Source organism: Paenibacillus kribbensis, assembly GCF_002240415.1.
Taxonomy (GTDB): Bacteria; Bacillota; Bacilli; order Paenibacillales; family Paenibacillaceae; genus Paenibacillus; species Paenibacillus kribbensis.
On sequence record NZ_CP020028.1, the window covers coordinates 5,132,810 to 5,156,045 of the forward strand.

Here is a 23,236-nt window from a genome sequence, read left to right on the forward strand (position 1 = left end):
ACAAAAGTACTATAAAATCAAGAAAAACAAGGTCGCCACCAGTCGAAACTTAGGACTTAAGTGTATATCCGACAAAAAACAAAGTCTTTTGCACCAATTTCCAATTTCAATATTATTTTTCATAAAAGGCAAAAAAAAACAGCAAGTCTCCTGAATAGAGACTTGCTGCTTAGCTCTGATTAAATCTGGAACTGGAAAGGCAAACTTACTTGGAAGCCTTGGGCTTGGTTGTTTTAGCTGGTTTAGCAGCTGCAGGCTTGGTTGTTTTAACAGCCGGCTTCGCCGTTGCTTTCGCAGGGACTGCAGCTTCCTTTGCAGGAGTATTGGCTGTATTAGGCTTCGCGCCAGCTTTTAAGCTGTATTTGGCAAAACCGTCTGCCGCGCTGTCCAAGTAAGCAATTTGCTGATTTCCAGCCAGCACATCCTTGGCATCAGGAGAGGACTCGAAGGTAACCTTAGCCTGACCAAAAGGAGCAATAGACCAGTTGCCATCCGCTGACGGATTAATCGTTCCGTTCGTACGGATATAATCAATAATGACTTGACGGTTTTCATCCGGCGCTGCCATCACAATGCGCTTGCCATCTGGATTCGCCAGTTTGGACGAGGACGCACGGTAGTTATTGGTCGCTACGATAAATTTCTGTGCAGGATCAATTGCCTTCCCATTGTATTGCAAGTCCTTGATACGATGAGCCGAAGAATCAATCATGTTTCCCTTGGCATCATAGCGTGCAGGCTGAGTTACATCGATTTGGTAAGTCACACCGTCAATGACATCAAAATTGTAGGTTGGGAAATCTTTGTTGATCAGTGCTTGTTCCTCTGTTTTGCTTGGATCGATGCGGTTGAACTGACCCGCAGACCACTCCAGCCACTCCTGGATTTCAGCACCGGTTACTTCTACAGCATGAACCGTGTTCGGGTATACATACAGATCGGATACGTTTTTAATCGCAATCGTACCTTGCGGAATGTTCGTGTAATACTCGGCACCGTTGCGACCACCGGCCTTGAATGGAGCGCCAGCCGACAATACGGGAAGATTTTCGTATTCGGTCCCTTTCAGATGGTTTTGTACGTACCATTTTTGTGCATTCGTCACAATCTGAATAGATGGGTCATCCTGAACCAATGCAAAATAACTGGTAATCGGTGCGGTTGTGGTTCCAACCGGTTGACGAACATAATCCAGCGTTCCTTTATGCTCTTCCTTGACCGCATCTACCAGTTTAAACTCAGGGTTCGTCTTCACAGCCTGAGTTTGGGTATTCACAACTGGACGCACTTCTGACTGAGAATTAGTCACGCTCCACACATCTTTTTTCTTTTCCAGACTCAGGTCAATAATACCCAGTTCCTTGCCCCAAGAGGAAGCTTCTACAGCCGGTACGCCATTAATGGTTCCTTTATCCAGATCTACACCGCTCATTCCTTTAAAATCAGGGCCGGGGAAAGATTTATGAGCATGCCCAAACAGAATAGCGTTGATTCCGTCCACCTGGCTCAAATATTTAACGGCATTCTCCATCATTGGTGTTTGCGGCACATCCTCATAACCCGTGTGTGCAAGTACGACAATAATGTCGGCACCTTCCAATTTCATTTGAGGAATGAACTTTTTCGCCGTTTCCACAATATCCTTCGTAACGACCTTACCCTGCAAATTGGCTTTATCCCACTGCATAATTTGAGGAGTTACCAGACCGATTACACCCACTCTGAGCGTGTGCTCTTGGCCCTTCTCGTCCGTTACCGTTTTATTGAGAATCTGATAAGGGGTAAAATAATTTTTAGTACCTTGGCCCCCGTTGTCATAGTAAACGTTCGCATTTACGTAAGGGAATTCGGCTCCCTTAAGCGATTTCTCCAAAAAGTCGAGACCATAGTTAAATTCGTGGTTGCCCACAGTAGCCGCATCATAGCCCATCAAGTTCATCATCTTGTAGACCGGATGGACACCGCCTTCTTGCAAAAAGGTTTTGTTTCTGGCCATATAATCGCCTAATGGATTGCCCTGCAACAAATCACCGTTATCGAACAGCATGCTGTTTCTTGTTTCACTACGCGCCTGCTGGATCAGTCCGGCAGTGTTAATCAAGCCATATTCGTTGGTTTCCTTATCTGCATAATAATCGTAGTTCATCAACGTCGTGTGAATATCCGTTGTTTCCATGATCCGCAAATTCACTATGGCGCTGTCCCGAGAATCGGTGGCAGCCCAGGACGGAGCAGCTGTAAACACCAGCATGCTGCAAGCTACAACCGCTGCTGTAAACCCTTTAAACCAATTTTTACGAAATAACAAAATATACCCCTCCTTATTAAGGTGTATGGCTCATATACATACTTTTGCACATATATGTAAGTTTCGAACCCACCATTCCTATTTTAATCCAACGCCAGACAAAAGAGTAGTCATTTGACCAAAGTTATTTATAAAAAAATAATTAATTTTCTCGCAAATGAACCGTCATCTCTTCCTCCATGCTGGACAGCTCCGCCTTCAAGGCATATAATCGTCGTAGTAAACCCGAATAAACAAACCCATCAAACCATACAATGCCAGGGGTGCTGGAATCGGCCGGCTGAGAGTGTGTCCCAAGACACTGACCCTTACAACCTGATCTGGGTAATGCCAGCGTAGGAATGCTTAAGCTAAGATGTGCCTTTTTTACATAGGTCCATCCCCTACTTTGGTATATACAAGCGCAAGCGTCCCGGAACACGGGGCGCTTTTTTTGTTGAAGATTAAGTTGTTGGAAAGAGAGAGTCCGGCAGATGTTATTTTTATGAAATGGGAACATAGGCTGTCTGATTCGACGGATGACGGGTAATTAAAAGGAGAGAACACAACGATGAAGCGCATGAAAATGTTAAGCCTGGGACTGATTAGTCTGTGGCTCATGGCCCTGACACTGACCGCCTGCGGCGGAGGCTCCCCCTCTACAACCCAGGAGGCGGCACCTGCTACCAACGCTCCAGCTTCCACCCCGGCAAAGGGGCTTAAGGATGTTAAAGTTGTACTTGACTGGACACCAAATACGAATCATACAGGACTCTATGTCGCCAAGGATAAAGGATTTTACGAAAAAGCAGGCTTGAATGTCCAAATTGTCCAACCTGGTTCAGGCGGAGCCGATCAAATGGTTGCTTCGAATGCGGCACCTTTTGGGATCAGCTATCAAGAGGGCGTCACTCAGGCTCGTACGCAAGGCGTACCACTCGTATCTATCGCTGCGGTTATTCAGCATAATACCTCAGGCTTCGCAGCCCCGGTAGACCGCGGCATTAAAAGCCCCAAAGATTTTGAAGGGAAGAAATACGGCGGCTGGGGTTCACCCGTAGAAGAAGCGGTCATGAAATCCATCATGGATTCAGACAAGGCCGATGTGAGCAAAGTGAAGATTATGAATATGGGCAATGCCGACTATTTTACAGCCGTGAAGCGGGATATCGACTTTGCCTGGATTTTCTACGCATGGACCGGGATCGAGGCTCAACTTCGAGGTGAACCCCTGGATATGCTGTATGTAAAAGATTATTCCAAAAGCCTTGATTACTATACGCCTGTGATTGTGAGCAATGAACAGACGATTAAAAATGATCCTGAGCTGGTCAAATCGTTCATGGACGCCACCGCCCAAGGCTATGAATACACCATTGCTCATCCTGAAGAATCCGCGGATATCCTAAGCAAAGCCGTACCGGAGCTGGACAAAAAGCTGGTACTGGCCAGCCAAAAATGGCTAAGCCCGCGTTATCAGGATGATGCTGCGCAATGGGGTGTGCAAAAAGCGGAGGTATGGCAAAACTATTCAGACTGGATGTACGAACGCAAGCTGCTCAGCAAGCCTTTGGAAGTCGACAAAGCCTTCACAAACGACTTTTTGCCCAAGCGTTGATCTTGTAAATCGAACTTGAAGTAGCCTTTGTGCCACTACGCGGTCGGATGATGCTTCCCATCGCCACCGCCCCCGGATTTCTCGAATAAAGCCTCAGCAGGGTAGAAATCCGGGGAGGTGATGCTTCCGAAGCGAGCTTTCCTACGGAAAGCTTTTAAGGCGGGCAGCAGCGGAGCGGTTCATTTGAATCTGGAGAAGCGGAGCGTTCGCCTGAAAGCTTTCTTTAGGAAAGCTGGCTTCGGAAGCATACGCTCAGGGGGATTCTTACCTTTGAATAACTTAAATAATCGAAGAATCCCACAGCAACAGCGATCGTAAGATCAAATGAAACGCGAAGCGGTCTTAAACCACCCTATTTTCTCTAAAACACTCCACATAAAGGACAGGTGAATTCGCATGGCTAACACTTTGCTCAGTATTCAAGTGATTCCTAAAACTCCCAATAACGAGGACTCTTATCCTTATGTAGATAAGGCGATTGAGGTCATTCAACGTTCCGGTGTCAAGCATCAGGTGAATCCATTGGAGACGACCATGGAGGGTGAGCTGGACGAGTTGCTGAACGTAGTTAAAGAAATGCACGTGGCATTGACGGAGGCCGGCAGCCCCAGCATCATTTCACAGATCAAAATCGCACATAACCCACAGGGCATCAGCATGAACAAGCTGACCGAAAAATATCGCCCATGAACCCAAAAGGCAAGAACGCATCCTGGTGGAAAAGCGTATGGCCGCCCCTTGTGGCGGTCCTCTTCTTTTTGGCAACCTGGCAGGGGGCAGTTTCCTATTTGCAGATTGAGTCCTGGCTACTGCCAGCTCCGTCTCTGATCGTACAGGAGGGCATGGCTCAGTCGGAGCTGCTTGGTGCCCATACGTGGGCTACGATTCGCCTGACGCTTGGGGGATTTGCAATAGGGACAGCAACGGGACTGTTGATCGCCGTCGTTCTTCATACGATTCCTTTTCTCAAGTCCGCCCTGTATCCACTGCTCATCCTTAGTCAAAACATTCCGATCATAGCCCTTGGCCCATTGCTGATGGTGTGGTTTGGTTTTGGCGTGCTGCCCAAGCTGATGGTCATTACGTTAGTGTGCTTCTTCCCCGTGGCTGTAGCGGCCATGGACGGGCTGACACGGACGGACAGAACGATGATGAACTACATGCGCATGTCAGGCGCGGGCAGGATGGCCATTTTTATGAAGCTGGAGCTGCCGCACTCCTTGCCACAAGTATTTTCCGGCATCAAGATTGCTGCCACCTACAGCGTGATGGGCGCAATTATTGCCGAATGGATCGGTGCCAGCGAAGGAATCGGATATTATATGATGCTGCAAAAATCGGCCTATCGCACGGATTTGATTTTTGCCGCCATTGGCATCATTGTTGCACTCAGCTTACTGATGTTTGTCATGATCGTACTGCTGGAAAAATGGCTGGTTCGCTGGAAACCGGATCAGGAATAGCTTCCAAATGGATTCAATAAACTCGAAGAAAGGGTGTGGCGCGTATGAGTCTGCATCCGCCTGACTTATCACCACAAAACATGGCTGATGGACAACGAGCCAGAGAGGAGCAGGAGCTTTCGATGGCTCCTCCAGCGTTGGAAGTGGATGGCATCAGCCTCGCCTTCCGTGAAAGACGAAGCTCCCTGCCCGTATTGCAGGATGTGGCCCTGACCGTTAAGCGGGGAGAATTCGTCTCCCTCATCGGCCCGTCCGGCAGTGGCAAAAGCACGCTGTTTCACATCATCGGCGGGCTGCTCAAACCCCAGCGGGGTCGCATCCGCATGCACGGACAGGATGTGACGGGTGAACGCGGGCATATTAGCTATATGCCGCAGCAGCCTGCCCTTTTCCCGTGGCGTACCACGCTGGATAACGTACTGCTCGGGCAGGAAAATGCGCCGCGCAATCATACAGCGGCACACTCCCAGTACGCCAGCGAACGTGAACGCCGCGAAGAAGCTCTGCAATGGCTGGAGCAGGTCGGGCTGGGTCCCTTCGCCAAAGCGTATCCGCATACACTCTCTGGGGGTATGCAGCAACGCGTGGCCTTCCTGCGCGCACTGCTCAGTCCGCAGGAGCTGATGCTGCTGGATGAGCCGTTCAGCGCCCTGGATGCGCTGACACGTGCGGACATGCAGCAATGGTTATTGCGGATGTGGGAGAAAAACCGCCGCTCTGTGCTGTTTATCACCCACAGCATTGAGGAAGCGCTGCTGCTCTCCGACCGGATTTACGTGCTGTCGGCACGACCTGCTACAGTGATGCATGTCGTAGATGTTCCCTTCCCACGCCCTCGCCGGGAGGAAATCACTCTTGATTCGCGTTTTAGCGAATGGAAGCGGACCATGACGGACTGGATGCGTCAGGAAAAATACAAGCTGGACGGCGGCATGGAGGAGCATGCAGAGAGTGTCCGCAAAAATCCCACGGATAACGGAGCGGATCAGTATGAGTGACATTTTGACCACGGCAGCACCCGCACCATTAATCGACGCGCACATTCATGTTGACAGCTACCCGCCTGAGCAGCAGGAGCCGTTGCTGGCTTCTCTTGCCGATAGCAGTGTCGAAGCCGTCATAGCCGTATCCATGCATCTCACCTCAAGCCAAACCAATCTGCGGTTAGCTGAGCGTTGGCCCGGGCTGGTACGCCCAGCCCTCGGGTTTCATCCCGAGCAGCCTCTTCCATCACAAGCCGAGCTTGATCTGTTGTTTGACTGGATGGACAAGCATATAGAGCAGATGGTCGCCGTTGGCGAAGTCGGCTTGCCCTACTACAATCGGCTGGAGGCCGCGCGAAGCGGATCTTTCTTTGACCTCACTCCATACATAGCGCTGCTGGAGCGTTTTATCCGGTTTGCACGGAAGCATAACAAGCCTATTGTGCTGCACGCCGTTTATGAAGACGCCGATATCGCATGCGATCTTCTGGAACGGCACGGAGTCACACAGGCGCATTTTCACTGGTTCAAGGGTTCTGCCGCCACGACCGAACGTATGGCCCGGAACGGCTACTATGTCTCCTTCACACCCGATCTTCTCTATGAAGAAGAAATTCGCAACTTGGCGAGACAGTACCCGTCCAATCAAATCATGGCAGAGACAGACGGACCTTGGCCGTTCGAGGGAGCTTTTACCGGACAACAGACGCATCCACGGATGACTGCCGACGTCATTCGCGCGTACAGCAAGCTGACCGATCAAGACGAGACTGCCATCCGCCTGGCATTTTATGAAAATACGATACGCTTCTACTCACTATCCAAGTGATAAAGTCATATTTAGCAGTCAGCCATTCCCCAAAAGAATAAGATATCTGCTTTTACAGCATAAGCAAAGAACCTCCAGATACGCATCATAAGCTGTGTAACCGAAGGTTCTTTGTATTTTTAAACCTATATAGAGGCTTTATAAGTCCCATATAGGCTTCTGCTTTTTTATGGCTGCTCTACTTTACTGCTTCAAAAATCCCTTTTGCTCCAAAAATGGCTTCAACTGCAACCGTGCAGGCTCAGTCAGTCTTGCCGCCATTTGTTCAGACCAAGGCGTAGAGCGTTGACCGCCCGTACGCTCCTTCAAATATTCAGCCGATGTGTGATCATATAGCTCTACAGCCTTCATCGTCTGATTTTGGTCGTAGCCGTTCATGTGCAAAACACCGGACAGCGGAAGACGTGGACGCAAGCCCGTGTCCTGATCCGGCACGCCGATACACATACCGAACACCGGATATACCAGTTCAGGCAACCCTAACAGCTCGGATACCTCAGCTATTTTCGTACGGATACCCCCGATGTAGACGATACCCAAGCCAAGTGATTCAGCGGCTACTGCTGCATTCTGTGCAGCTAGCGCAGCGTCAATGGTCGCAACTGTATAATTTTCGACGGAACCTTCGTAGGAAGGCTGACCTGGCTGATGGTGAACCGTGACCTGCTTCAAGCGATACAAATCTGCACACCATACCAGAAACACCGGGCATTGCTCAACATAAGCCTGACCCCCCGCCAGCTCAGCCAGCTTGGTTTTCAAAGCAGGCTCTGTAACGGCAATGACGGTATAAGCCTGCACATTGCTGGACGAGGAAGCCATTTGGCCAGCCGCCACAATAGCTGCGAGCTGCTCGTCGGTAACGGCGTCTGACCTGAATTTTCGTACAGACCGATGATTCATCAACAAGGAAATCGTATCATTCATGACTGCTTCACTCCTAATCCATAATATAAGCTTTTTATCTGTGTCAAGCTGTGAGTATTCGAAGAAGCTCTTGCATGCTTGCATGGCACTCCTACGAATATTATGAAACTTTCGCGGTTGATAAGCAACCTAACGCGATATAGGGCAACCGCAGGGGGAAAAGAACCAAGCATAACAAAAAAGCAAGCACGCTGAAAATCAAATCAGACGTACTTGCTCCAACACCAATTTTGTCACACTCCAAATGATTTTGCTTCTCGTATCCTGCCTAATTTACCACTTCCATTACAGCTTTACCCGCTGGAGGCGCAGCGCATTCAGCACGACCGAAACAGAACTGAATGCCATGGCTGCTCCCGCCAGCCACGGAGCGAGGAAGCCCAAGGCGGCAATCGGGATACCGATTACGTTGTAACCGAGCGCCCAAAACAGATTCTGGCGTATGTTAGTCATCGTCCGGCGGCTCATTTCGATCGCATCGGGAATGCTGTTCAGGTTGCCGCGCATCAGCGTAATATCGGCGGCCTCCATCGCCACATCCGTACCCGTGCCCATCGCCATCCCAATATCAGCCGTAGCCAGTGCAGGCGCATCGTTAATACCATCACCCACCATGGCTACGATCAAGCCTTGTTCCTGAAGCCGTTTCACCTCTTCAGCCTTGCCTTCAGGCAGCACCTCCGCCAGTACCCGCTCAATTCCGGCCTCGGCGGCTACTGCCCGCGCGGTCCGTTCATTATCGCCCGTAATCATGATGACTTCAATGTTCATCGCCCGCAGACGGGCAACGGCCTCCCGTGATGTTTCTTTGATCGTATCCGCCACGGCTACCAATCCGACATAGGCGCCATCCACAGCGACCAGCATCGCTGTTTTCCCAGCGTTCTCCAGTTCATTCATATGCAGCTCGGCAGAGTCAGCAATCGCGATGCCTTCCCTGCTCATCAATCGGCGTGTACCTGCAAGTACCTGCTTGCCTTCCACATGAGCCTTTACGCCATAACCCGGAATATTTTCAAAATCTGTCGGTTCCACCAGCTCAATGCCGCGTTCCACAATCCCCTTTACAATGGCTTCCGCCAGTGGATGCTCCGAGCTTTTTTCCGCCGCACCAAGCCATCGCAGCAGATCCGTTTCAGCCAAGCTGCCCTCTTTGACAACAACATCCGTCAGTACTGGCTTGCCGTTCGTAACCGTACCTGTCTTATCCAGTACCACCGCGTTGATGGAACGGGTCATTTCCAGATGCTCGCCGCCCTTGAACAGAATGCCATATTCTGCGGCACGCCCCGACCCTGCCATAATGGACGTTGGCGTAGCCAATCCAAGCGCACAAGGACAAGCAATGACGAGCACTGCAATCATTTTTTCCAATGAACCTGCAAAATCAGACGGTGTCACAAGGAAAAACCAGACGAGAAACGTCATCACGGCAACAGCAACTACGATGGGTACAAAGATACCCGAAATCTGATCCGCGATCCGCTGAATCGGGGCCTTGGAGTTTTGCGCATCTTCCACGACCTTAATAATACGGGCCAACGCCGTATCGCTACCCACCCGCTCGGCCTGGATACGAAGCACCCCGTTTTTATTGAGCGTAGCTCCTGTGACCGGGGAACCCGCCTCTTTTTCAACTGGCAGGCTCTCACCGCTTAGCATCGATTCATCCACTGCCGAGCGCCCATCCACGACCATCCCATCGACGGGAATTTTCTCACCGGGGCGTACAATAAAGATATCCTTCACACGTACCTGCTCAATCGGTACATCGAGCTCTTGTCCATCACGCACCACACGTGCCGTCGTTGCCTGGAGACTCATCAGACTCTTGATCGCCTCAGACGAACGCCCTTTGGCTACCGCCTCGAACCATTTACCGACCAAAATAAGCGTAATCAGCACTGCGCTGGTCTCGTAGTACAGCTCGGGCATAGTCATGACCCCTGTTCCTGTCATTCCTCCCATGTCCTCCATGACAGCAGATGGACGCAAGGTAAGGTACAAGCTGTAAAAATAAGCCGCAGACGTACCCAGTGCAACCAACACATCCATATTCGAGCTTCCATTGCGAAGCGCTTTATACGCACCCACATAGAATTGCCATCCAATAATGAACTGGATTGGCGTTGTCAGCACAAGCTGGAACCACGGGTTTAAAAACAGCCCCGGCACATAAATCCATGAGGTAAAGGAAAAATGAGCCACCATCGCCCACAATAATGGAAACGACAGTATTGCAGACACGATCCACTTCCATTTCTTACGCTGGATATCCTTGTTGCGCACATCCGCTATATGATCATCAGCGCTCTGCGGGATTGCTCCGTAGCCCAACTGCTCAATCCTGCTTACCAGATCCCCGACTGTAATACTCCCCGCCGTATATTCGACATGAGCCGTTTCCATCGCCAAATTCACCGTAGCGCCTGTCACACCCGGCATTCGATTCAAACCCTTCTCAATCCGGGTTGCGCAAGCCGCACATGTCATACCTGTCACATTCAGATTGGCTTCTTCGCTTACAGTTCCAAACCCAAGAGAAGCAATTTTATTGCGAAAATCAGGGATATCCACCTGCTTCGGATCATACGATATCGACGCCTGCTCCAGCGCCAAATTCACATTGGCCTGGGTCACGCCATCTATTCGATTCAGGCCTTTTTCAATACGGCAAGCGCAGGCGGCACAGGACATCCCTGTAACATGAAGCGTCGTCTGCTTATCGCCGTCGGTCATACGGTTCTCCATGGTAGTTCTCCTCCTACATACCCCACAGGGGTATATCATGTTCAAAAAGAAAAAGCTCCTGCTATCGAAGCTTCTCCTTTAAAAAACAAATCTCTTCTAAAAAACAAGTCTCTTCAGGCATGAAGCATCTAAATTTAGACAACATCATAGCCTTGGTCTTCGATGGCAGTTTTCAAGGCTTCCACGTTCAGCTTGGACTCGTCATACTCTACAGCCACTTGCTTCGCTTCAAGATTGACCTTGCCGGAAGCGCCGACCTTCTCCAAAGCTCCTTCTACTGCTTTCACGCAGTGATTGCAGCTCATGCCTTCTACGTTCAATGTAACTTGTGCCATTTCCTTTTCCTCCTCCGGGGCACTTCATGTACCCGATTATGTGTATGGGTATTGCTTTTAACGGATTAGCTTCTTGACCGTAACCAGCAGCTCGTCAATCACTTCCGGCTCTCCTGCCTGCATGCGCTCAATGACACAGCTTTTCATATGCCCTTCCAGCAGCAGCTTGCCGACACCATTCAGAGCAGACTGGACTGCCGCAATCTGGTTCAGCACATCATCACAGTAGGTATCCTTCTCGATCAAGCCTTTAATTCCGCGCACCTGACCTTCAATGCGGTTCAACCGGGATGTAAGACTGCTCTTGAACTCTGCCGAGTGATGACTTTTTCTAACTGTCTTTTCCCCGTCTGTTCCGCAATGATTCTCGTGAACTTCATGGTGGGAAACAGGTTGTTCCTCAGCCATACATCAGCCTCCTGTGTTGTGTATATGCCTGTGTAGTACATAGTGCATTTGTTAATATGTCCCTATCATAATATACCCCCATGGGGTATGTCAAGCTTCCAGAAAAATGTCACTCGTTTGCCTTATTTCAAGCCTTCGCGCGCGCTTCCTTGGCAAGCACCAGAAAGCTTAACAGCGCACCGATCTCTGCAATAGCGATAACAACCGCCATCGGTACAGGTGTTGTGCCGCTACCCAAGCCTACTAACGGTGAAGCGATGGAGCCAAGCAACAGAGGCAGCAAGCCAAGCATGGCAGACGCGCTGCCAGCAGAGCGCTGCTGGCTCTGCATGGCCAGTGAAGTCGTCGTCGTGCTCACAATCCCCACACAGGAAACGACAAAAAACAGGGGAACTAATACAGCAAACAATTGACCTCCGGTAAAAGCCACGGTAAGCAAGCTGATCCCGGCTACAGCCGCAATCACTAAGCCCGACAAGAGCAATTGCCGCTCGTTGAAGCGGCCCACGAGTCTGCCGGTCAGCTGGGAAAACAGCACAATTCCCAAGCCATTCACCGCGAAAATGATGCTATACGTCTGAGGAGAAACCCCGAAAATATCCTGAAGCACGAACGGCGAGCCAGCGATGTACGCGAACATTGCCCCTGTAATGAGTGCCTGCGAGAAGGCATAGCCCATAAAGCGTCGATCCGCAAACAAATGACCAAGCGTACCCAGCGTCTGCTTCAAGCCACCGGATGAGCGGCGATTAACAGGCAGCGTTTCCGGCAAGCCCAGCACGACGGCAATCAGCATAGCCACACCAACCAGGCACAGCACCATGAACACACCGCGCCAGGAAACAAAGTTCAGAATCACTCCGCCCAGCACAGGTGCGGCAATGGGAGCCACGCCATTTACCAGCATGAGCAATGAGAAAAAGCGCGTCAATTCTTTGCCTGAGTATAGATCACGCGCCACCGCTCTGGAGATTACGATTCCTGCTGACCCGGTGAGTCCTTGAACAAAACGAAGTACAATGAGCATACCAATATTCGGCGCAAATACGCATAGCAGCGAAGCGGCAGCGTACAGAATAAGCGAGATGACCAGTGGCCCTCTTCGACCTCTGACGTCACTAAGCGGACCAGCAACGATCTGACCCACTGCCAACCCCAGCAGACAGGCGGTCAAACTAAGCTGTGCCAGCGAAGTGGTCGTATGCAGATTGTCGGCTAATGTAGGTAATGATGGCAAGTACATATCTATGGACAAGGGTCCAAAAGCACTCAATGCACCCAGGACAAAGGCAATCCATAAAATTCGAGATTTGGTCATATCTGCGGCAACCATTACCGTATTGGAAAACCGGTTCATAATAAGAATCATCCTTTTCAAAAAGATATAAAATATGACTTCAATATATTATGATATCATCATTTCGTCCTGCTTCGAATAATTACACGCTAATCCGCGATTTTTTTTCAAAACTGCTATATATCAGGCAGGAATTTACCAATTTCAGGTCGAATTATACTATATCCAAAACATGTACTCAAAACAAAAAATTTATGGAATCTGGAGAATGATAATGGTCTATGATGGAGTGCTGCTGGGTCTCATTGTAGGTCTGCTCCGAGGAGGCTGGCGGCAAGGTCTGATCCGTTTCAGTCAAATTCGCCTTATAGCCGGCTGGATGTTTCCTTTGCTGCTGCTGGTGCAGTTTATTATTTTTTATGCCCAGGAAAAGTGGGCTTGGCTGGCGTCCATTAACGGATATTTATTTATGGGCATTTATGTGATTGGATTGATATTTCTCTGGTTGAACAGACATCATAAGGGATTCGGGCTTATTTTCATCGGCGTACTGTTGAATTTTATCGTCATGGCGGTGAATGGCGGCAGGATGCCGGTCTCGTTGAGCGCTTCGGAGGTGCTGGGTCCCTATTATACAGATATGCTTAAATCCGGAAGCGTCATCTCGAAGCATTATATGATGGATGCAGGCACGCATTTATCATTGCTCGGTGATATCATCCCCCTCTCCAAACCCTATCCCCGCACGCAGGTGATCAGTATTGGAGATGTCGTCATGAACTTCGGGATGTTCCTGTTTATCCAAAGCGTTATGATCGTGAACAAGAAGAAGGATAATCAGCAAGAAACTAATCCCCGCCACGCCTAATGCACACCTTATTCCAAGGAAGGGAGGGAATCCTATGAAAAACTTGAAATATTCCCGTGTGATTATCAATGCCATTATCGTCGCTTCTGTCGTAATCGCTTTGACTTCCGGTTACAAAATCGGGGGCTAGTCACCGATAAAAATAACAGGAAGCACAGGCTCAACAAAACAGGCTGGATTCCGGCCTGTTTTTTCATGTGAAATTTCCGATTACAAAATTGTAAATTATTCCATTCACCCCTGGTAGCTTTGACATCTAGATACGACAAGGCAGGAGAAGAAATGATGAGTATATTAAAAAAGCTGCAAGAACGGGTTACCGCGACGGGAATATACGTGTTTCTCATATGTACAGCAGGCGTGATCGTCTTGTTGTATACGAACCACTGGTCCTTTTTGCACTATTCGACAACAGAGTGGGTTACGATCTATTCCCTATTGGGAGCAGTTCTGATTCTGGAGCATTTTACCTTCCAGCTACCACCGGCCAGCAACAAGCAGTCCATGGACTCCTCCGTGTACCTTGCTAGTATTTTTGTGCATGGCATTGAAATTGCCATTCTGGTTTTGCTGTTCAATGCAGTCATTGCCGCGTTCCGGCATAAAGAGCTGTCCTGGTGGAAGCATACCGTCAATTTTTCCATTTATGCACTTTCCATTTTCCTGTCCTCCATCGTATTTGATCTAAGCGGCGGAACGCAGGGGACTTTGAATGCCGAACATTTTACTTCCTATCTGCTTGCGCTAATCTGCTACTTTGCGGTGAATACAATCACACTGGGGCTCTTCTTTTATATCGCATACAAAGGGTCCTTCAATGAGCTGAAACAGGCTTTTGTGGCTGAATCCCTGCTCGTATATTTATGTACGCTTATCCTGTCTCTTGTGTTGACTACGTTGATGTATTACAACGGCATTTTGGGACTTCTGCTGGTCCTTGGACTAAGCATGCTCCTGTCTCACGCCTTCAAGCAGATGTTCACGATGTATCGGGAAATCGAGGAAAAGGCCAACATGGATCGCAGAACAGGACTATACAATCACAGCTACTTTGAAAATATACTTGAAGCCGAACTGGATATATCCAGATCCCAGAACATTCCTCTCAGTTTGGCCCTGATCGATATTGATGATTTCAAAAAATACAATGATCACTTTGGCCACCTCAAAGGCGATCAACTGCTGGGATTTCTAGGTGATTTTCTAAAAAAGGAAACCTCTGGTACCCGCATCACTGTGTCCCGTTATGGCGGAGAAGAGTTCACACTGCTTATGCCTGACCATACCGCTGAACAAGCCTACGAAATCGTTAATGCCATCCGAAAAAGGCTAAATGACTCCCGCTATGAAGGCGTGGAAATTTTCCCGCACGGCTGCTTGTCCTTCTCCGCAGGCATTGCACAAAGCCGCATCGACATTTACGACAAGTCACAGCTGGTCGATCTGGCAGATAAAGCACTGTACTACGCCAAGAAGCAGGGGAAAAATATCGTTCATACCCATGGCAGTTTAAATGAAGTGGAACGTGAAGTCGATCTGGGACAGGATATTCGTGATATCGAACAGCAGCTTAATCTGTTTTTGTACAAGGATATCAATACCTTCAAACATTCCAAACGGGTATTCAGATATGCAGCAGATATGAGCGAAATGCTTCAGCTCAGCCCGGAGGACAAACGACGTTTTGCGCTGGGTGCTCTCATTCATGACATTGGCAAGCTGGAGATCCCATGGAATATCCTGAATAAAAAAGAGAAGTTGTCCTGTGAGGAATGGCAGATGGTGAAAGCGCATGTCACTTGGGGCAAACGAATCATCGAGGCAAACGAGCGATTCATAGATCTGGTTCCTTTTGTGGAATTACATCATGAACGCTTTGACGGGGGAGGCTATCCGTTTGGCTTTAAGGGTGAGCAAATTCCCCGGCTGTGTCGGATGCTGACAATTATCGACTCTTTTGATGCGATGACGACTGAACGCCCTTACCAACCCACCAAAACGTTCGAGGAGGCCATTGAAGAACTGCGCGCCTGCTCGGGCAGCCAATTCGATCCCGAACTAACGGCTATTTTTATCCATTATATTCAGCATAAGCAACCTGCTTTTATGGATTCTATGGAAACTGGCCACTAAATATTCTCTATATGCTTAATACTTGGCCTCATTGCCTCTACCGCCAGAAATCGTCCTGATTTCTATACCGGTAGAGGTTTTTATGTGAGTGGTACTTGAAACATACTGATTTATTTCAAATTTCATATAAATGTCATAATTCGCTCCATCTATTTACGCTGTATGGACTATGATAGATAGAGATTGGATTTGTCTGTATAAAATATTACAAATGAGGATATCCTCGCTTCAAGTAATCGAGAGAAGGTGACTTCACAGGCATGTCGTATCCGTCCAGGCCAGCTCGCGTGGCTTGTCTTCTATTGCTGTGCCTACCGCTTCTTATCCTGTTTCCTCGCTCATTATGGGCTCATGCATTTGTCATCGAATCCAGTCCGACCGAAAATCAGATTTTGGACAAGCCGCCTTCACAGGTGAGCATCACCTTTAATGAGGATTTGCAGTCTGCCTTTATGTCAATCAAGGTGACCGATGAGACAGGCAAGCGAGCCGATACCGGAAAAGCACAGCTCAACCCGGAACACAAAGCCACCATGGAAATCAAACTGATTCCGGGGATGAAAGCTGGAATTTATACCGTCAATTGGAGAGCCTTGTCTGCAGACGGACACCCAATTAATGGAGTTATTCCCTTTCAAGTCGGTAGCGGTTCCAATTCGTATACCAACGAGACTGCCACATCTGAAGGCTCAGTTGCATCACGACCCGACTTAATCGCTGTCCGGTGGTTCCTTTACATCGGAATATCGCTGCTTTTCGGAGCGCTTTGCTTCCGTTTGTTCATCTTGCCAAGCTTAGGCCAAGACAAGGGCAAGAAAGCAGGGGCGTCGCAGGAGCTTGATCAACACTCCTCTGCCGCATTACCTCGCTGGCCCGTGCTGCTATGGAGCGGCTACGGCATAACGTCTGCTGCCATTCTGGTCAGCTTGCCGCTTCAGGCCTCATGGGATGCGGGGGTTTCCATCGGGCAGGGCTTTACACTCCCGATCTTGGGAGAAGCTCTCCAGTTTACAGGGGCAGGACAGGTCTGGTTCATCCAGATGATTCTCGTACTACTGCTGAGTGTAACGCTGATTTACACGTTGGATCACAGCATTTCCATCCGCCAGCGCCGTCTGTGGAGCTACAGCTCTGTTATCCTGACGCTGAGCGTCATGCTGTCCAAGGCCTTTGTCGGCCATCCGGCAGCGGCGACCCATCCGGCTCCGGCCATTGCCGCGGACTTTGTCCACCTGGCGGCCGCAGCCTTTTGGATCGGCTCACTTGCCGTCATGGCTGTGTGCCTGCCTGCTGCCGGATCAGAGCTGCCCGCGTCGGAGCGGACGGCTCTGCGACAAGCAGCCCTGCGCCGCTTCGCCGGCTGGGGCATTGCCATGGTGGCTGCGCTGCTCGCCACCGGTATCTATGGAGCCGTGCTGTATGTACCGGCTCCCTCCATGCTGCTGAACACGTCCTACGGACTCGTTCTGCTCGGGAAAGCAGCGCTGCTGCTGGTCATGCTGGCCTTCGCGGCCAGCCAATTTCGCAGCGCACGGCAAGCGGCGGCGACCAAACGCGCCGCCGGAGGGTTGCGTGCCGAGCTGGGCGCCGGCCTGCTCGTAATGCTGCTCGCTGCGCTGCTCACCCACCTCTCACCCGGTCAGGCACCTGCTGTACCGTTCGAGGAGACTCGCACGACAGGCGAGTATAAGGTGACGCTGGCGGTCAGCCCCAATGCTGTGGGCAGCAATGAATTTAAGGTAGCCATTCAGGATCGCAAAGGGGCTGCGGTTTCAGGAATTCAGCAGGTTACATTGACGCTCGTTCCGGCAGACCCTGACAAAGCTCGGCAGGAATTTGTTCTCCCCGTGAAGCAGCAACCCTTCCGCAGTCAGGAATTGATGACCGCCGAAGGAACATGGGTGGTCAAAGTACACGCCCTGACGGCATCTCTCGATGCGGTAGATGCCGACTTTACCCTGCACGTGGGCGGGAAAAAATAATCATTTTATGACTTTAGGATTTTGCAAGATCCTCACATGAAAAAGGAGCGAAATAAATATGAATACAGCGATTCAATCGGTGAAATCCAGATTTTCCAGGTTTGCGGCGTCCGCGGGCCTGATTGCAGCAGGTGCCTTGCTTTTTGCAGGTATGGCCAGTGCACACGTGACGGTTAAGCCTTCTGTTTCACAGCCTAATGCGTGGGAAACCTATACACTGAAGGTGCCCGTGGAGAAAAACATTCCCACCACCAAAGTAGCTTTAAAAATCCCGAAAGAGGTTGTTTTTAAACAATACGAGCCTGTACCGGATTGGAAGGTAGCGACTGAAAAGGACAGCTCCGGTAAAGTGACTACCGTTACCTGGTCGGCGGAAAAAGACGGTATTCAAGCAGGGCAATACCAGCGCTTCAGCTTTGTAGCGCAAAATGCGAACCAGAATACCGAAGCAGCCTGGGATGCCTTCCAGTATTACAGTGACGGAAGCATTGTGGAATGGACAGGCGACGAAGGAAGCAACAATCCTCATTCCATTACCAAAATAACGACAGAGGCCGCATCCGAAGCTCCTGCTCCTGCTCCTGCCGCAGACAGCGGGCACGATTCGGCGGGCACCGCAGCAGGCCATGCGACCACAGGTACGGCTCAAGATAGCACTAGCCCCGCGCCCACTCCGAGCCCTGCTACCGAAGCCGCGCCTGCCGCTACTGCTTCAGCCAGCTCTGCCACACAAACGACTGCACTCATCCTCTCGATTATTGCAATCGTGCTTGGTGCAGCAGCTGTCGGCATTGCGCTCAAACGCCGCAAGTAAGTTTTAGCTTAACAAGCAAAAATCAGTCACCGTTACGTACCAGCAATTTCAGACTAAACTCAACCAGCGCACACCGATTGAATATCGATGTGCGCTGTTCATAGGATTACTATGCAAAAAAGCTCCCCCCCATTTTTATTGTTAAAGGAGCAAGCTTGGCATTAGATACCTATCCTTCGTCTCTTTCCGCCATAACTCATTAACCTTCCAATCTGTAAACACTTTCCCCTGCTTGAACGAGATCAGGAGATACTAACTTCTTCAATATAAAGCACTCCCTTTACATCACGTATACGCAAATCAGCACTTTTTAATCGGGTTATGGCATCTCTTAGTAGCGTCATTCGTTCTATTGATGCTAAATCGGGAGCAAACCTTGCTGCTCTTATACTAGCTTGGGCTTCATCTAGCGCAAAATTTCTTTTAAAGCTACCATCCTTACATTCACCTATCTATCATTTTTTTGGTAAAATGGTAGACACCTCACGATTCTAGCATAATAGCTTTGCAATCTATTGAGCATAGGAGATCATAGGATGAAAATCGTAAATAAGGCTTTGTTATCTAGCGCTATTTTTCTAAGTACCGCAGTGGGCAGTTTCAGCCCCTTGGCACAAGCGGAGGCAGGCAAGGTCAGCATTATGCTGGATGGATACCCGTTGCCGTTCCCCGTGCAGCCCGCCATGATGAACGGCACCACCATGGTTCCCTTTCGTGCTATTTCTGAGGCTCTTGGCATTACAGTGAAATGGGATCAGACCAGCCAAAGCATCACCGCCACCAAAACACAAGATTCTGCAACCAAGCAGGTGGTTCTGAAAATGGGCAGCCGCAATGCCACAGTAGATGGGCAAACGGTACAGCTAACAGCCGCACCCCAAACCGTACACGGCAGCACGATGATCCCGTTAGGCTTTTTCGGACAACAATTCGGGGCCACGGTCAACTGGAATCAGGCAACACGGACGGTCTCCATTACATCGCCACGTGAGGCCATGTATACGGTAGGCTTCTATGCGCTATCTTCCTTTGACCAGCGATCCAAGATACCCAATTTTAACGCCGTAGCCTTCGGCTGGAGCCGAATTGATACGAACGGACAGTTTACGACAACTGGCAAAGAATACAAATGGCCTCAAGCCGCTGGAGCCGTAACGCCGGAGTCTATCATACAAGACGCAGATAGCCAGGGAACTTCCCCTTACCTGATGGTTTATTCGGTCGACGGCAATCATGAGCTAACCAAGGTTTTGGACAATACGCAGCTTCAAGAGCAGACCATTTCCCAAATCGTCAGCACTGCCACTGACAAACAATTCAAGGGCATCACGCTTGATCTGGAAGGACTGGGCTGGAGCGGCGATAAAGCCAAAGCACGTTCAGGCTACAACGCCTTTATCCAAAAGCTGTCGACCAAAGCGCATCAGGCTGGTCTCAAGCTCACCGTCGTCCTGCATCCGCTGAACAGCTCATACTCTGGCTATGATTACAAGACGCTGGGCAATCTGGCGGACGATTTGATCATTATGGCTTATGATTATGGCCAAAAGTCGACGCCTGAGCCTTTGGACAAAGTGGACGAAGCCATAAAACTGGCCTTGAAGGAAACCTCGCGGGACAAGCTGATTTTGGGGATTTCGATGGGTAGCGAAAAAGACAGCACCGTTAACGCCAAGGTCGGTCTGGCCAAACGTTATGATCTCAAAGGCATCGCCATCTGGCGGCTGGGCATCATCGGAGAAACGGCTTGGGCGAAAATGAACGAGGCCATCGAGTTTAAATAGATTGTACATTTTATAAAAATAATCCTGCCCTTATTCTGCCCGCTAATGTTCTCATGCATCTGGTATGAAATCATCAGCGGGCTTTCCTTATGCCCACCTTAACAAAAATGCTTTCCCGAATTGGATGTTGTCGCCACAGGGTCGCCATTCTGCTCCCCATAAAAGATACCCCAGTCTCTCATAAAGTCCAGCAACGGCCTTAATGTATCCCCTAACGGGGTAAGCGAGTATTCCACACGCGGCGGATTCTCATTATAAATTTGGCGATGTACAATGCCATCCCGCTCCAACTCACGCAACTGCAAGGTCAACATCCGCTGCGTAATATTGGGCAAGGTCCGCCGAATTTCGTTGTAACGCCGTGGTCCTGTGGTCAAATGATACAAGATGACTCCCTTCCATTTGCCGCCTATGACTCCGACGGTTTTCGCTACCGGACATCCAAAATTCACACCAACTACATTTTCCATTTTTTGCGTCATGTATTCCCCTTCTTTCTGCAGGATGTAGATCCATAGCCCAGCTCTGTACAAGGAACAAATATGTGCGTACTTGTTCCCTCCAAAAACTTTCTATATGATGACTATATATTCGATATCAGCTCTCATTATATTAGCAGAGAATATATAAAGCACCAACTAAATCCAACTGGAGGGAATACATTTTATGTCCAATACATCCGCTAAAAAACAGGAAATTCTGGATGCCTTTCTGTTCAGACATGCCACCAAGGAATTCAATCCTGATCGCATCATACCGGAGGAGGATTTTCAATTCATACTCGAAACCGGACGGCTTTCCCCAAGCTCCGTAGGCTTTGAACCGTGGCAGTTTGTGGTCGTACAAAATCAGGCTTTAAGACAAAAACTGGCCGCGGTGTCCAGTGGGGGACAAAAGCAGATTCCTCAGGCCAGCCATGTCGTTCTCATTTTGGCGCGCAAGGATGTACGATATGATTCTCCTTACGTGGAGTATATGTATAAAGAGGTAAAAGGCATGTCCGAGGAAGACTTCGTTTCGCTACCGGGCCGCTACAAAATTTTTCAGGGTGTAAATCAACGCCTGCTGGAAAACGAACGTACACTGTTCGACTGGGCTTCCAAGCAGACCTATATCGCCTTGGGCAATATGATGACGGCGGCGGCTCAGATCGGCATTGATTCGTGCCCGATTGAGGGCTTTAACTACGATCAGGTGCATGCCATCCTGGAGGAAGAAGGACTGCTGGAGGACGGACGACTGGATATTTCGGTCATTGCCGCCTTCGGTTATCGCGCTCATGAACCCAAGCGGGAAAAATCCAGACAACCGCTGGAAAAGATCACACGTTGGGTCCTGTAAATATACGTCCAATACTGTTAGTCAAGCTTTAGGTTTAGTAAACATCATAAACAAGGCGGGCTTGCGATCATTCATCTTAACGGTGGCCCATCGCAGCCCGCCTATTTATTTAAAATTTTTTTCTTCTACAACTTTTGTTTATAGCCGCAGCCAAGTTATCCTATATAATAAGATGTATCTGCCTAAAAAGGAGTAAAGCACACGTGGAAAGATCAGAGAAATTGACAAGGATTGTTATTGTCGATGATGAAGAGTTAGCTTTGGATTATATGAAGCGTCTGCTTGGCAAGCTACAAGGCATACATATTGCAGGAGCTTTTACGAATCCGTTCGTGGCTAAGGACTATATTCTACTTGATGATATAGACTTGGCCTTTTTGGATGTAAGACTTCCAGAGATCAGTGGTATTGAATTAGCAAATCAAATTTTGGAGCACAAACCCCATATTCAGATTGTATTTGTTACGGCTTACGATAAGTACGCTATCCAGGCCTTCGAGCTTAATGCGCTGGATTATCTGCTCAAACCGGTCACAACAGAACGTCTCATCAAAACCATGAATCGTATTCTGAAGCGTGAGGATCAAGCTGCCTCCATACCTGAGGATCAGCCTTCCCTTCTTCATTTACAGGTTTTTCAACATGTCGTCTTCACATTGGCGGATCAACAGCCCACTGTTCTTCAGTGGAGGACCAAAAAGACTCAGGAGTTGTTTTTGTACCTGCTCCAAAACCATGACCAATGGGTTCGCAAATCAGCCTTGATTGAATTACTATGGCCGGAATATGAAGAAGATAAGGCCTACTCTCTTTTATATACTGCCGCTTATTACATTAGAAAAAGTATAGCGCCGTATCATTCCTTTTTAGATATTTCCAACACGAATGGCGGTTATATTTTGCATACGCAAAACGTGCTGCTAGATACAGAAAGATGGGAGTCCCTCCTGGCATCCGCTCCACAGATGAATAAGGAATCCATTCACTATTATGTTAAAATGATGGAATTATACAAAGGGGACTATTTACAGGAATATGATTTTTGGTGGGTTGAAAGTGAACGCCAAAGGCTGCATAAAATGTGGTTATCCACATCATTAAAAATGGCAGAGTGGTATAGAGGGAACTCTCAGGCTGAAGAGGCGGTTTCTATTTATGAGGGCATCTGTAGTCGTCACCCCCAAGCAGAGGAAGCCTACTGGGGATTAATGAAAATCTATGCTGATATGAACAAAAAAAACTTAGTTAACAAGTGGTATGGTTTATTATCATCCGTCTTATGGGAAGAACTTCATGAGAAGCCCAGTGAACAAATTACGAATTGGTTTATAGAGTGGCAAATGGCTCATGCCTAGTCTCACGGCTGAAGTCATTCTCCGGAACCCGTAGAGCCCCATCAGAACCGGCACTTGCTTC

The 23,236-nt window shown here is 49.1% G+C and carries 19 protein-coding genes and 1 riboswitch; of the genes, 12 read left to right on the forward strand and 7 right to left on the reverse strand.

What is annotated here, in order from left to right; genetic code table 11:
* Positions 1–205: 205 nt before the first annotated feature.
* Entirely contained in the window at positions 206–2,308 is a 2,103-nt protein-coding gene (locus B4V02_RS22875) for a bifunctional 2',3'-cyclic-nucleotide 2'-phosphodiesterase/3'-nucleotidase (RefSeq protein ID WP_094156549.1), read from the reverse strand.
* 249 nt (positions 2,309–2,557) lie between these two features.
* Positions 2,558–2,667: riboswitch (TPP riboswitch) on the forward strand.
* Between the two features lie 191 nt (positions 2,668–2,858).
* Here B4V02_RS22875 and B4V02_RS22880 point away from each other — a divergent pair.
* The 5 genes from B4V02_RS22880 to B4V02_RS22900 all read left to right on the forward strand — a co-directional run bounded on the left by B4V02_RS22880 (position 2,859) and on the right by B4V02_RS22900 (position 7,180).
* A complete protein-coding gene (locus B4V02_RS22880) occupies positions 2,859–3,905 on the forward strand; it encodes an ABC transporter substrate-binding protein (protein WP_094156550.1) in 1,047 nt (348 codons plus the stop codon).
* Positions 3,906–4,301: 396 nt separating this feature from the next.
* The gene (locus B4V02_RS22885) at positions 4,302–4,595 is read left to right on the forward strand and encodes a thiamine-binding protein (RefSeq protein WP_007428471.1); all 294 of its coding nucleotides are present in this window, start codon (positions 4,302–4,304) and stop codon (positions 4,593–4,595) included.
* Positions 4,592–5,368 carry an ABC transporter permease gene (locus B4V02_RS22890; protein ID WP_094156551.1) on the forward strand — a complete coding sequence of 259 codons (777 nt, stop codon included), beginning with the start codon at positions 4,592–4,594 and terminating at the stop codon, positions 5,366–5,368. The genes B4V02_RS22885 and B4V02_RS22890 overlap by 4 nt, the downstream gene beginning before the upstream one ends.
* A gap of 44 nt (positions 5,369–5,412) precedes the next feature.
* The gene (locus B4V02_RS22895) at positions 5,413–6,366 is read left to right on the forward strand and encodes an ABC transporter ATP-binding protein (protein ID WP_094156552.1); all 954 of its coding nucleotides are present in this window, start codon (positions 5,413–5,415) and stop codon (positions 6,364–6,366) included.
* Positions 6,359–7,180, forward strand: coding sequence for a TatD family hydrolase (locus B4V02_RS22900; RefSeq protein WP_094156553.1), 822 nt, complete (start codon positions 6,359–6,361; stop codon positions 7,178–7,180). Before B4V02_RS22895 ends, B4V02_RS22900 begins: the two co-directional genes overlap by 8 nt.
* Positions 7,181–7,363: 183 nt before the next feature.
* Here the strand turns inward: B4V02_RS22900 and nfsA are convergent, their stop codons facing one another.
* From nfsA to B4V02_RS22925, 5 genes are all read right to left on the reverse strand, one after another.
* A complete protein-coding gene (nfsA, locus tag B4V02_RS22905) occupies positions 7,364–8,107 on the reverse strand; it encodes an oxygen-insensitive NADPH nitroreductase (protein ID WP_094156554.1) in 744 nt (247 codons plus the stop codon).
* A 285-nt stretch (positions 8,108–8,392) separates the two neighbouring features.
* A complete protein-coding gene (locus B4V02_RS22910; RefSeq protein WP_094156555.1) occupies positions 8,393–10,858 on the reverse strand; it encodes a heavy metal translocating P-type ATPase in 2,466 nt (821 codons plus the stop codon).
* Between the two features lie 134 nt (positions 10,859–10,992).
* A complete protein-coding gene (locus B4V02_RS22915) occupies positions 10,993–11,193 on the reverse strand; it encodes a copper ion binding protein (RefSeq protein WP_007428461.1) in 201 nt (66 codons plus the stop codon).
* A gap of 57 nt (positions 11,194–11,250) precedes the next feature.
* Positions 11,251–11,601 carry a metal-sensitive transcriptional regulator gene (locus B4V02_RS22920; RefSeq protein ID WP_007428460.1) on the reverse strand — a complete coding sequence of 117 codons (351 nt, stop codon included), beginning with the start codon at positions 11,599–11,601 and terminating at the stop codon, positions 11,251–11,253.
* 127 nt (positions 11,602–11,728) lie between these two features.
* Positions 11,729–12,958, reverse strand: a complete 1,230-nt coding sequence (locus B4V02_RS22925; RefSeq protein ID WP_094156556.1) for a multidrug effflux MFS transporter — start codon at positions 12,956–12,958, stop codon at positions 11,729–11,731.
* A 214-nt stretch (positions 12,959–13,172) separates the two neighbouring features.
* Between B4V02_RS22925 and B4V02_RS22930 the strand changes: the two genes are divergently transcribed.
* The 5 genes from B4V02_RS22930 (at position 13,173) to B4V02_RS22955 (ending at position 20,479) form a co-directional block, all read left to right on the forward strand.
* Entirely contained in the window at positions 13,173–13,766 is a 594-nt protein-coding gene (locus B4V02_RS22930; protein WP_007428458.1) for a DUF5317 domain-containing protein, read from the forward strand.
* Positions 13,767–14,048: 282 nt separating this feature from the next.
* Positions 14,049–15,899 (forward strand): bifunctional diguanylate cyclase/phosphohydrolase, encoded by a 1,851-nt coding sequence (locus B4V02_RS22935; protein WP_094156557.1) that lies wholly within the window; start codon positions 14,049–14,051, stop codon positions 15,897–15,899.
* A gap of 260 nt (positions 15,900–16,159) precedes the next feature.
* Positions 16,160–17,881: a copper resistance CopC/CopD family protein gene (locus B4V02_RS22940; RefSeq protein ID WP_094156558.1), complete on the forward strand. Its 1,722-nt coding sequence runs from the start codon at positions 16,160–16,162 to the stop codon at positions 17,879–17,881.
* 58 nt (positions 17,882–17,939) lie between these two features.
* The gene (locus tag B4V02_RS22945) at positions 17,940–18,695 is read left to right on the forward strand and encodes a YcnI family copper-binding membrane protein (RefSeq protein ID WP_094156559.1); all 756 of its coding nucleotides are present in this window, start codon (positions 17,940–17,942) and stop codon (positions 18,693–18,695) included.
* A gap of 536 nt (positions 18,696–19,231) precedes the next feature.
* Positions 19,232–20,479 carry a stalk domain-containing protein gene (locus tag B4V02_RS22955; RefSeq protein WP_094156561.1) on the forward strand — a complete coding sequence of 416 codons (1,248 nt, stop codon included), beginning with the start codon at positions 19,232–19,234 and terminating at the stop codon, positions 20,477–20,479.
* 98 nt (positions 20,480–20,577) lie between these two features.
* Here B4V02_RS22955 and B4V02_RS22960 read toward each other — a convergent pair whose 3' ends face one another.
* Positions 20,578–20,961 carry a winged helix-turn-helix transcriptional regulator gene (locus tag B4V02_RS22960; protein WP_094156562.1) on the reverse strand — a complete coding sequence of 128 codons (384 nt, stop codon included), beginning with the start codon at positions 20,959–20,961 and terminating at the stop codon, positions 20,578–20,580.
* A 184-nt stretch (positions 20,962–21,145) separates the two neighbouring features.
* Here B4V02_RS22960 and B4V02_RS22965 point away from each other — a divergent pair, with 184 nt between their 5' ends.
* Both B4V02_RS22965 and B4V02_RS27040 read left to right on the forward strand, forming a co-directional pair.
* Positions 21,146–21,820 (forward strand): NAD(P)H-dependent oxidoreductase, encoded by a 675-nt coding sequence (locus tag B4V02_RS22965; protein ID WP_094156563.1) that lies wholly within the window; start codon positions 21,146–21,148, stop codon positions 21,818–21,820.
* Positions 21,821–22,023: 203 nt separating this feature from the next.
* Entirely contained in the window at positions 22,024–23,175 is a 1,152-nt protein-coding gene (locus tag B4V02_RS27040) for a response regulator (RefSeq protein ID WP_094156564.1), read from the forward strand.
* Positions 23,176–23,236 lie beyond the last annotated feature (61 nt).

Bases quoted from the DNA above. Each gene is read 5' to 3' on its own strand.
- B4V02_RS22890 (WP_094156551.1), top strand. From the start codon at position 4,592: ATGAACCCAAAAGGCAAGAACGCATCCTGGTGGAAAAGCGTATGGCCG.
- B4V02_RS22910 (WP_094156555.1), bottom strand. From the start codon at position 10,858: ATGGAGAACCGTATGACCGACGGCGATAAGCAGACGACGCTTCATGTT.
- B4V02_RS22955 (WP_094156561.1), top strand. From the start codon at position 19,232: ATGAAAATCGTAAATAAGGCTTTGTTATCTAGCGCTATTTTTCTAAGT.
- B4V02_RS22940 (WP_094156558.1), top strand. From the start codon at position 16,160: ATGTCGTATCCGTCCAGGCCAGCTCGCGTGGCTTGTCTTCTATTGCTG.
- B4V02_RS22925 (WP_094156556.1), bottom strand. From the start codon at position 12,958: ATGAACCGGTTTTCCAATACGGTAATGGTTGCCGCAGATATGACCAAA.
- nfsA (WP_094156554.1), bottom strand. From the start codon at position 8,107: ATGAATGATACGATTTCCTTGTTGATGAATCATCGGTCTGTACGAAAA.
- B4V02_RS22945 (WP_094156559.1), top strand. From the start codon at position 17,940: ATGAATACAGCGATTCAATCGGTGAAATCCAGATTTTCCAGGTTTGCG.
- B4V02_RS22965 (WP_094156563.1), top strand. From the start codon at position 21,146: ATGTCCAATACATCCGCTAAAAAACAGGAAATTCTGGATGCCTTTCTG.
- B4V02_RS22895 (WP_094156552.1), top strand. From the start codon at position 5,413: ATGAGTCTGCATCCGCCTGACTTATCACCACAAAACATGGCTGATGGA.
- B4V02_RS22900 (WP_094156553.1), top strand. From the start codon at position 6,359: ATGAGTGACATTTTGACCACGGCAGCACCCGCACCATTAATCGACGCG.
- B4V02_RS22915 (WP_007428461.1), bottom strand. From the start codon at position 11,193: ATGGCACAAGTTACATTGAACGTAGAAGGCATGAGCTGCAATCACTGC.
- B4V02_RS22960 (WP_094156562.1), bottom strand. From the start codon at position 20,961: ATGACGCAAAAAATGGAAAATGTAGTTGGTGTGAATTTTGGATGTCCG.
- B4V02_RS22920 (WP_007428460.1), bottom strand. From the start codon at position 11,601: ATGGCTGAGGAACAACCTGTTTCCCACCATGAAGTTCACGAGAATCAT.
- B4V02_RS22930 (WP_007428458.1), top strand. From the start codon at position 13,173: ATGGTCTATGATGGAGTGCTGCTGGGTCTCATTGTAGGTCTGCTCCGA.
- B4V02_RS22935 (WP_094156557.1), top strand. From the start codon at position 14,049: ATGATGAGTATATTAAAAAAGCTGCAAGAACGGGTTACCGCGACGGGA.
- B4V02_RS22880 (WP_094156550.1), top strand. From the start codon at position 2,859: ATGAAGCGCATGAAAATGTTAAGCCTGGGACTGATTAGTCTGTGGCTC.
- B4V02_RS22885 (WP_007428471.1), top strand. From the start codon at position 4,302: ATGGCTAACACTTTGCTCAGTATTCAAGTGATTCCTAAAACTCCCAAT.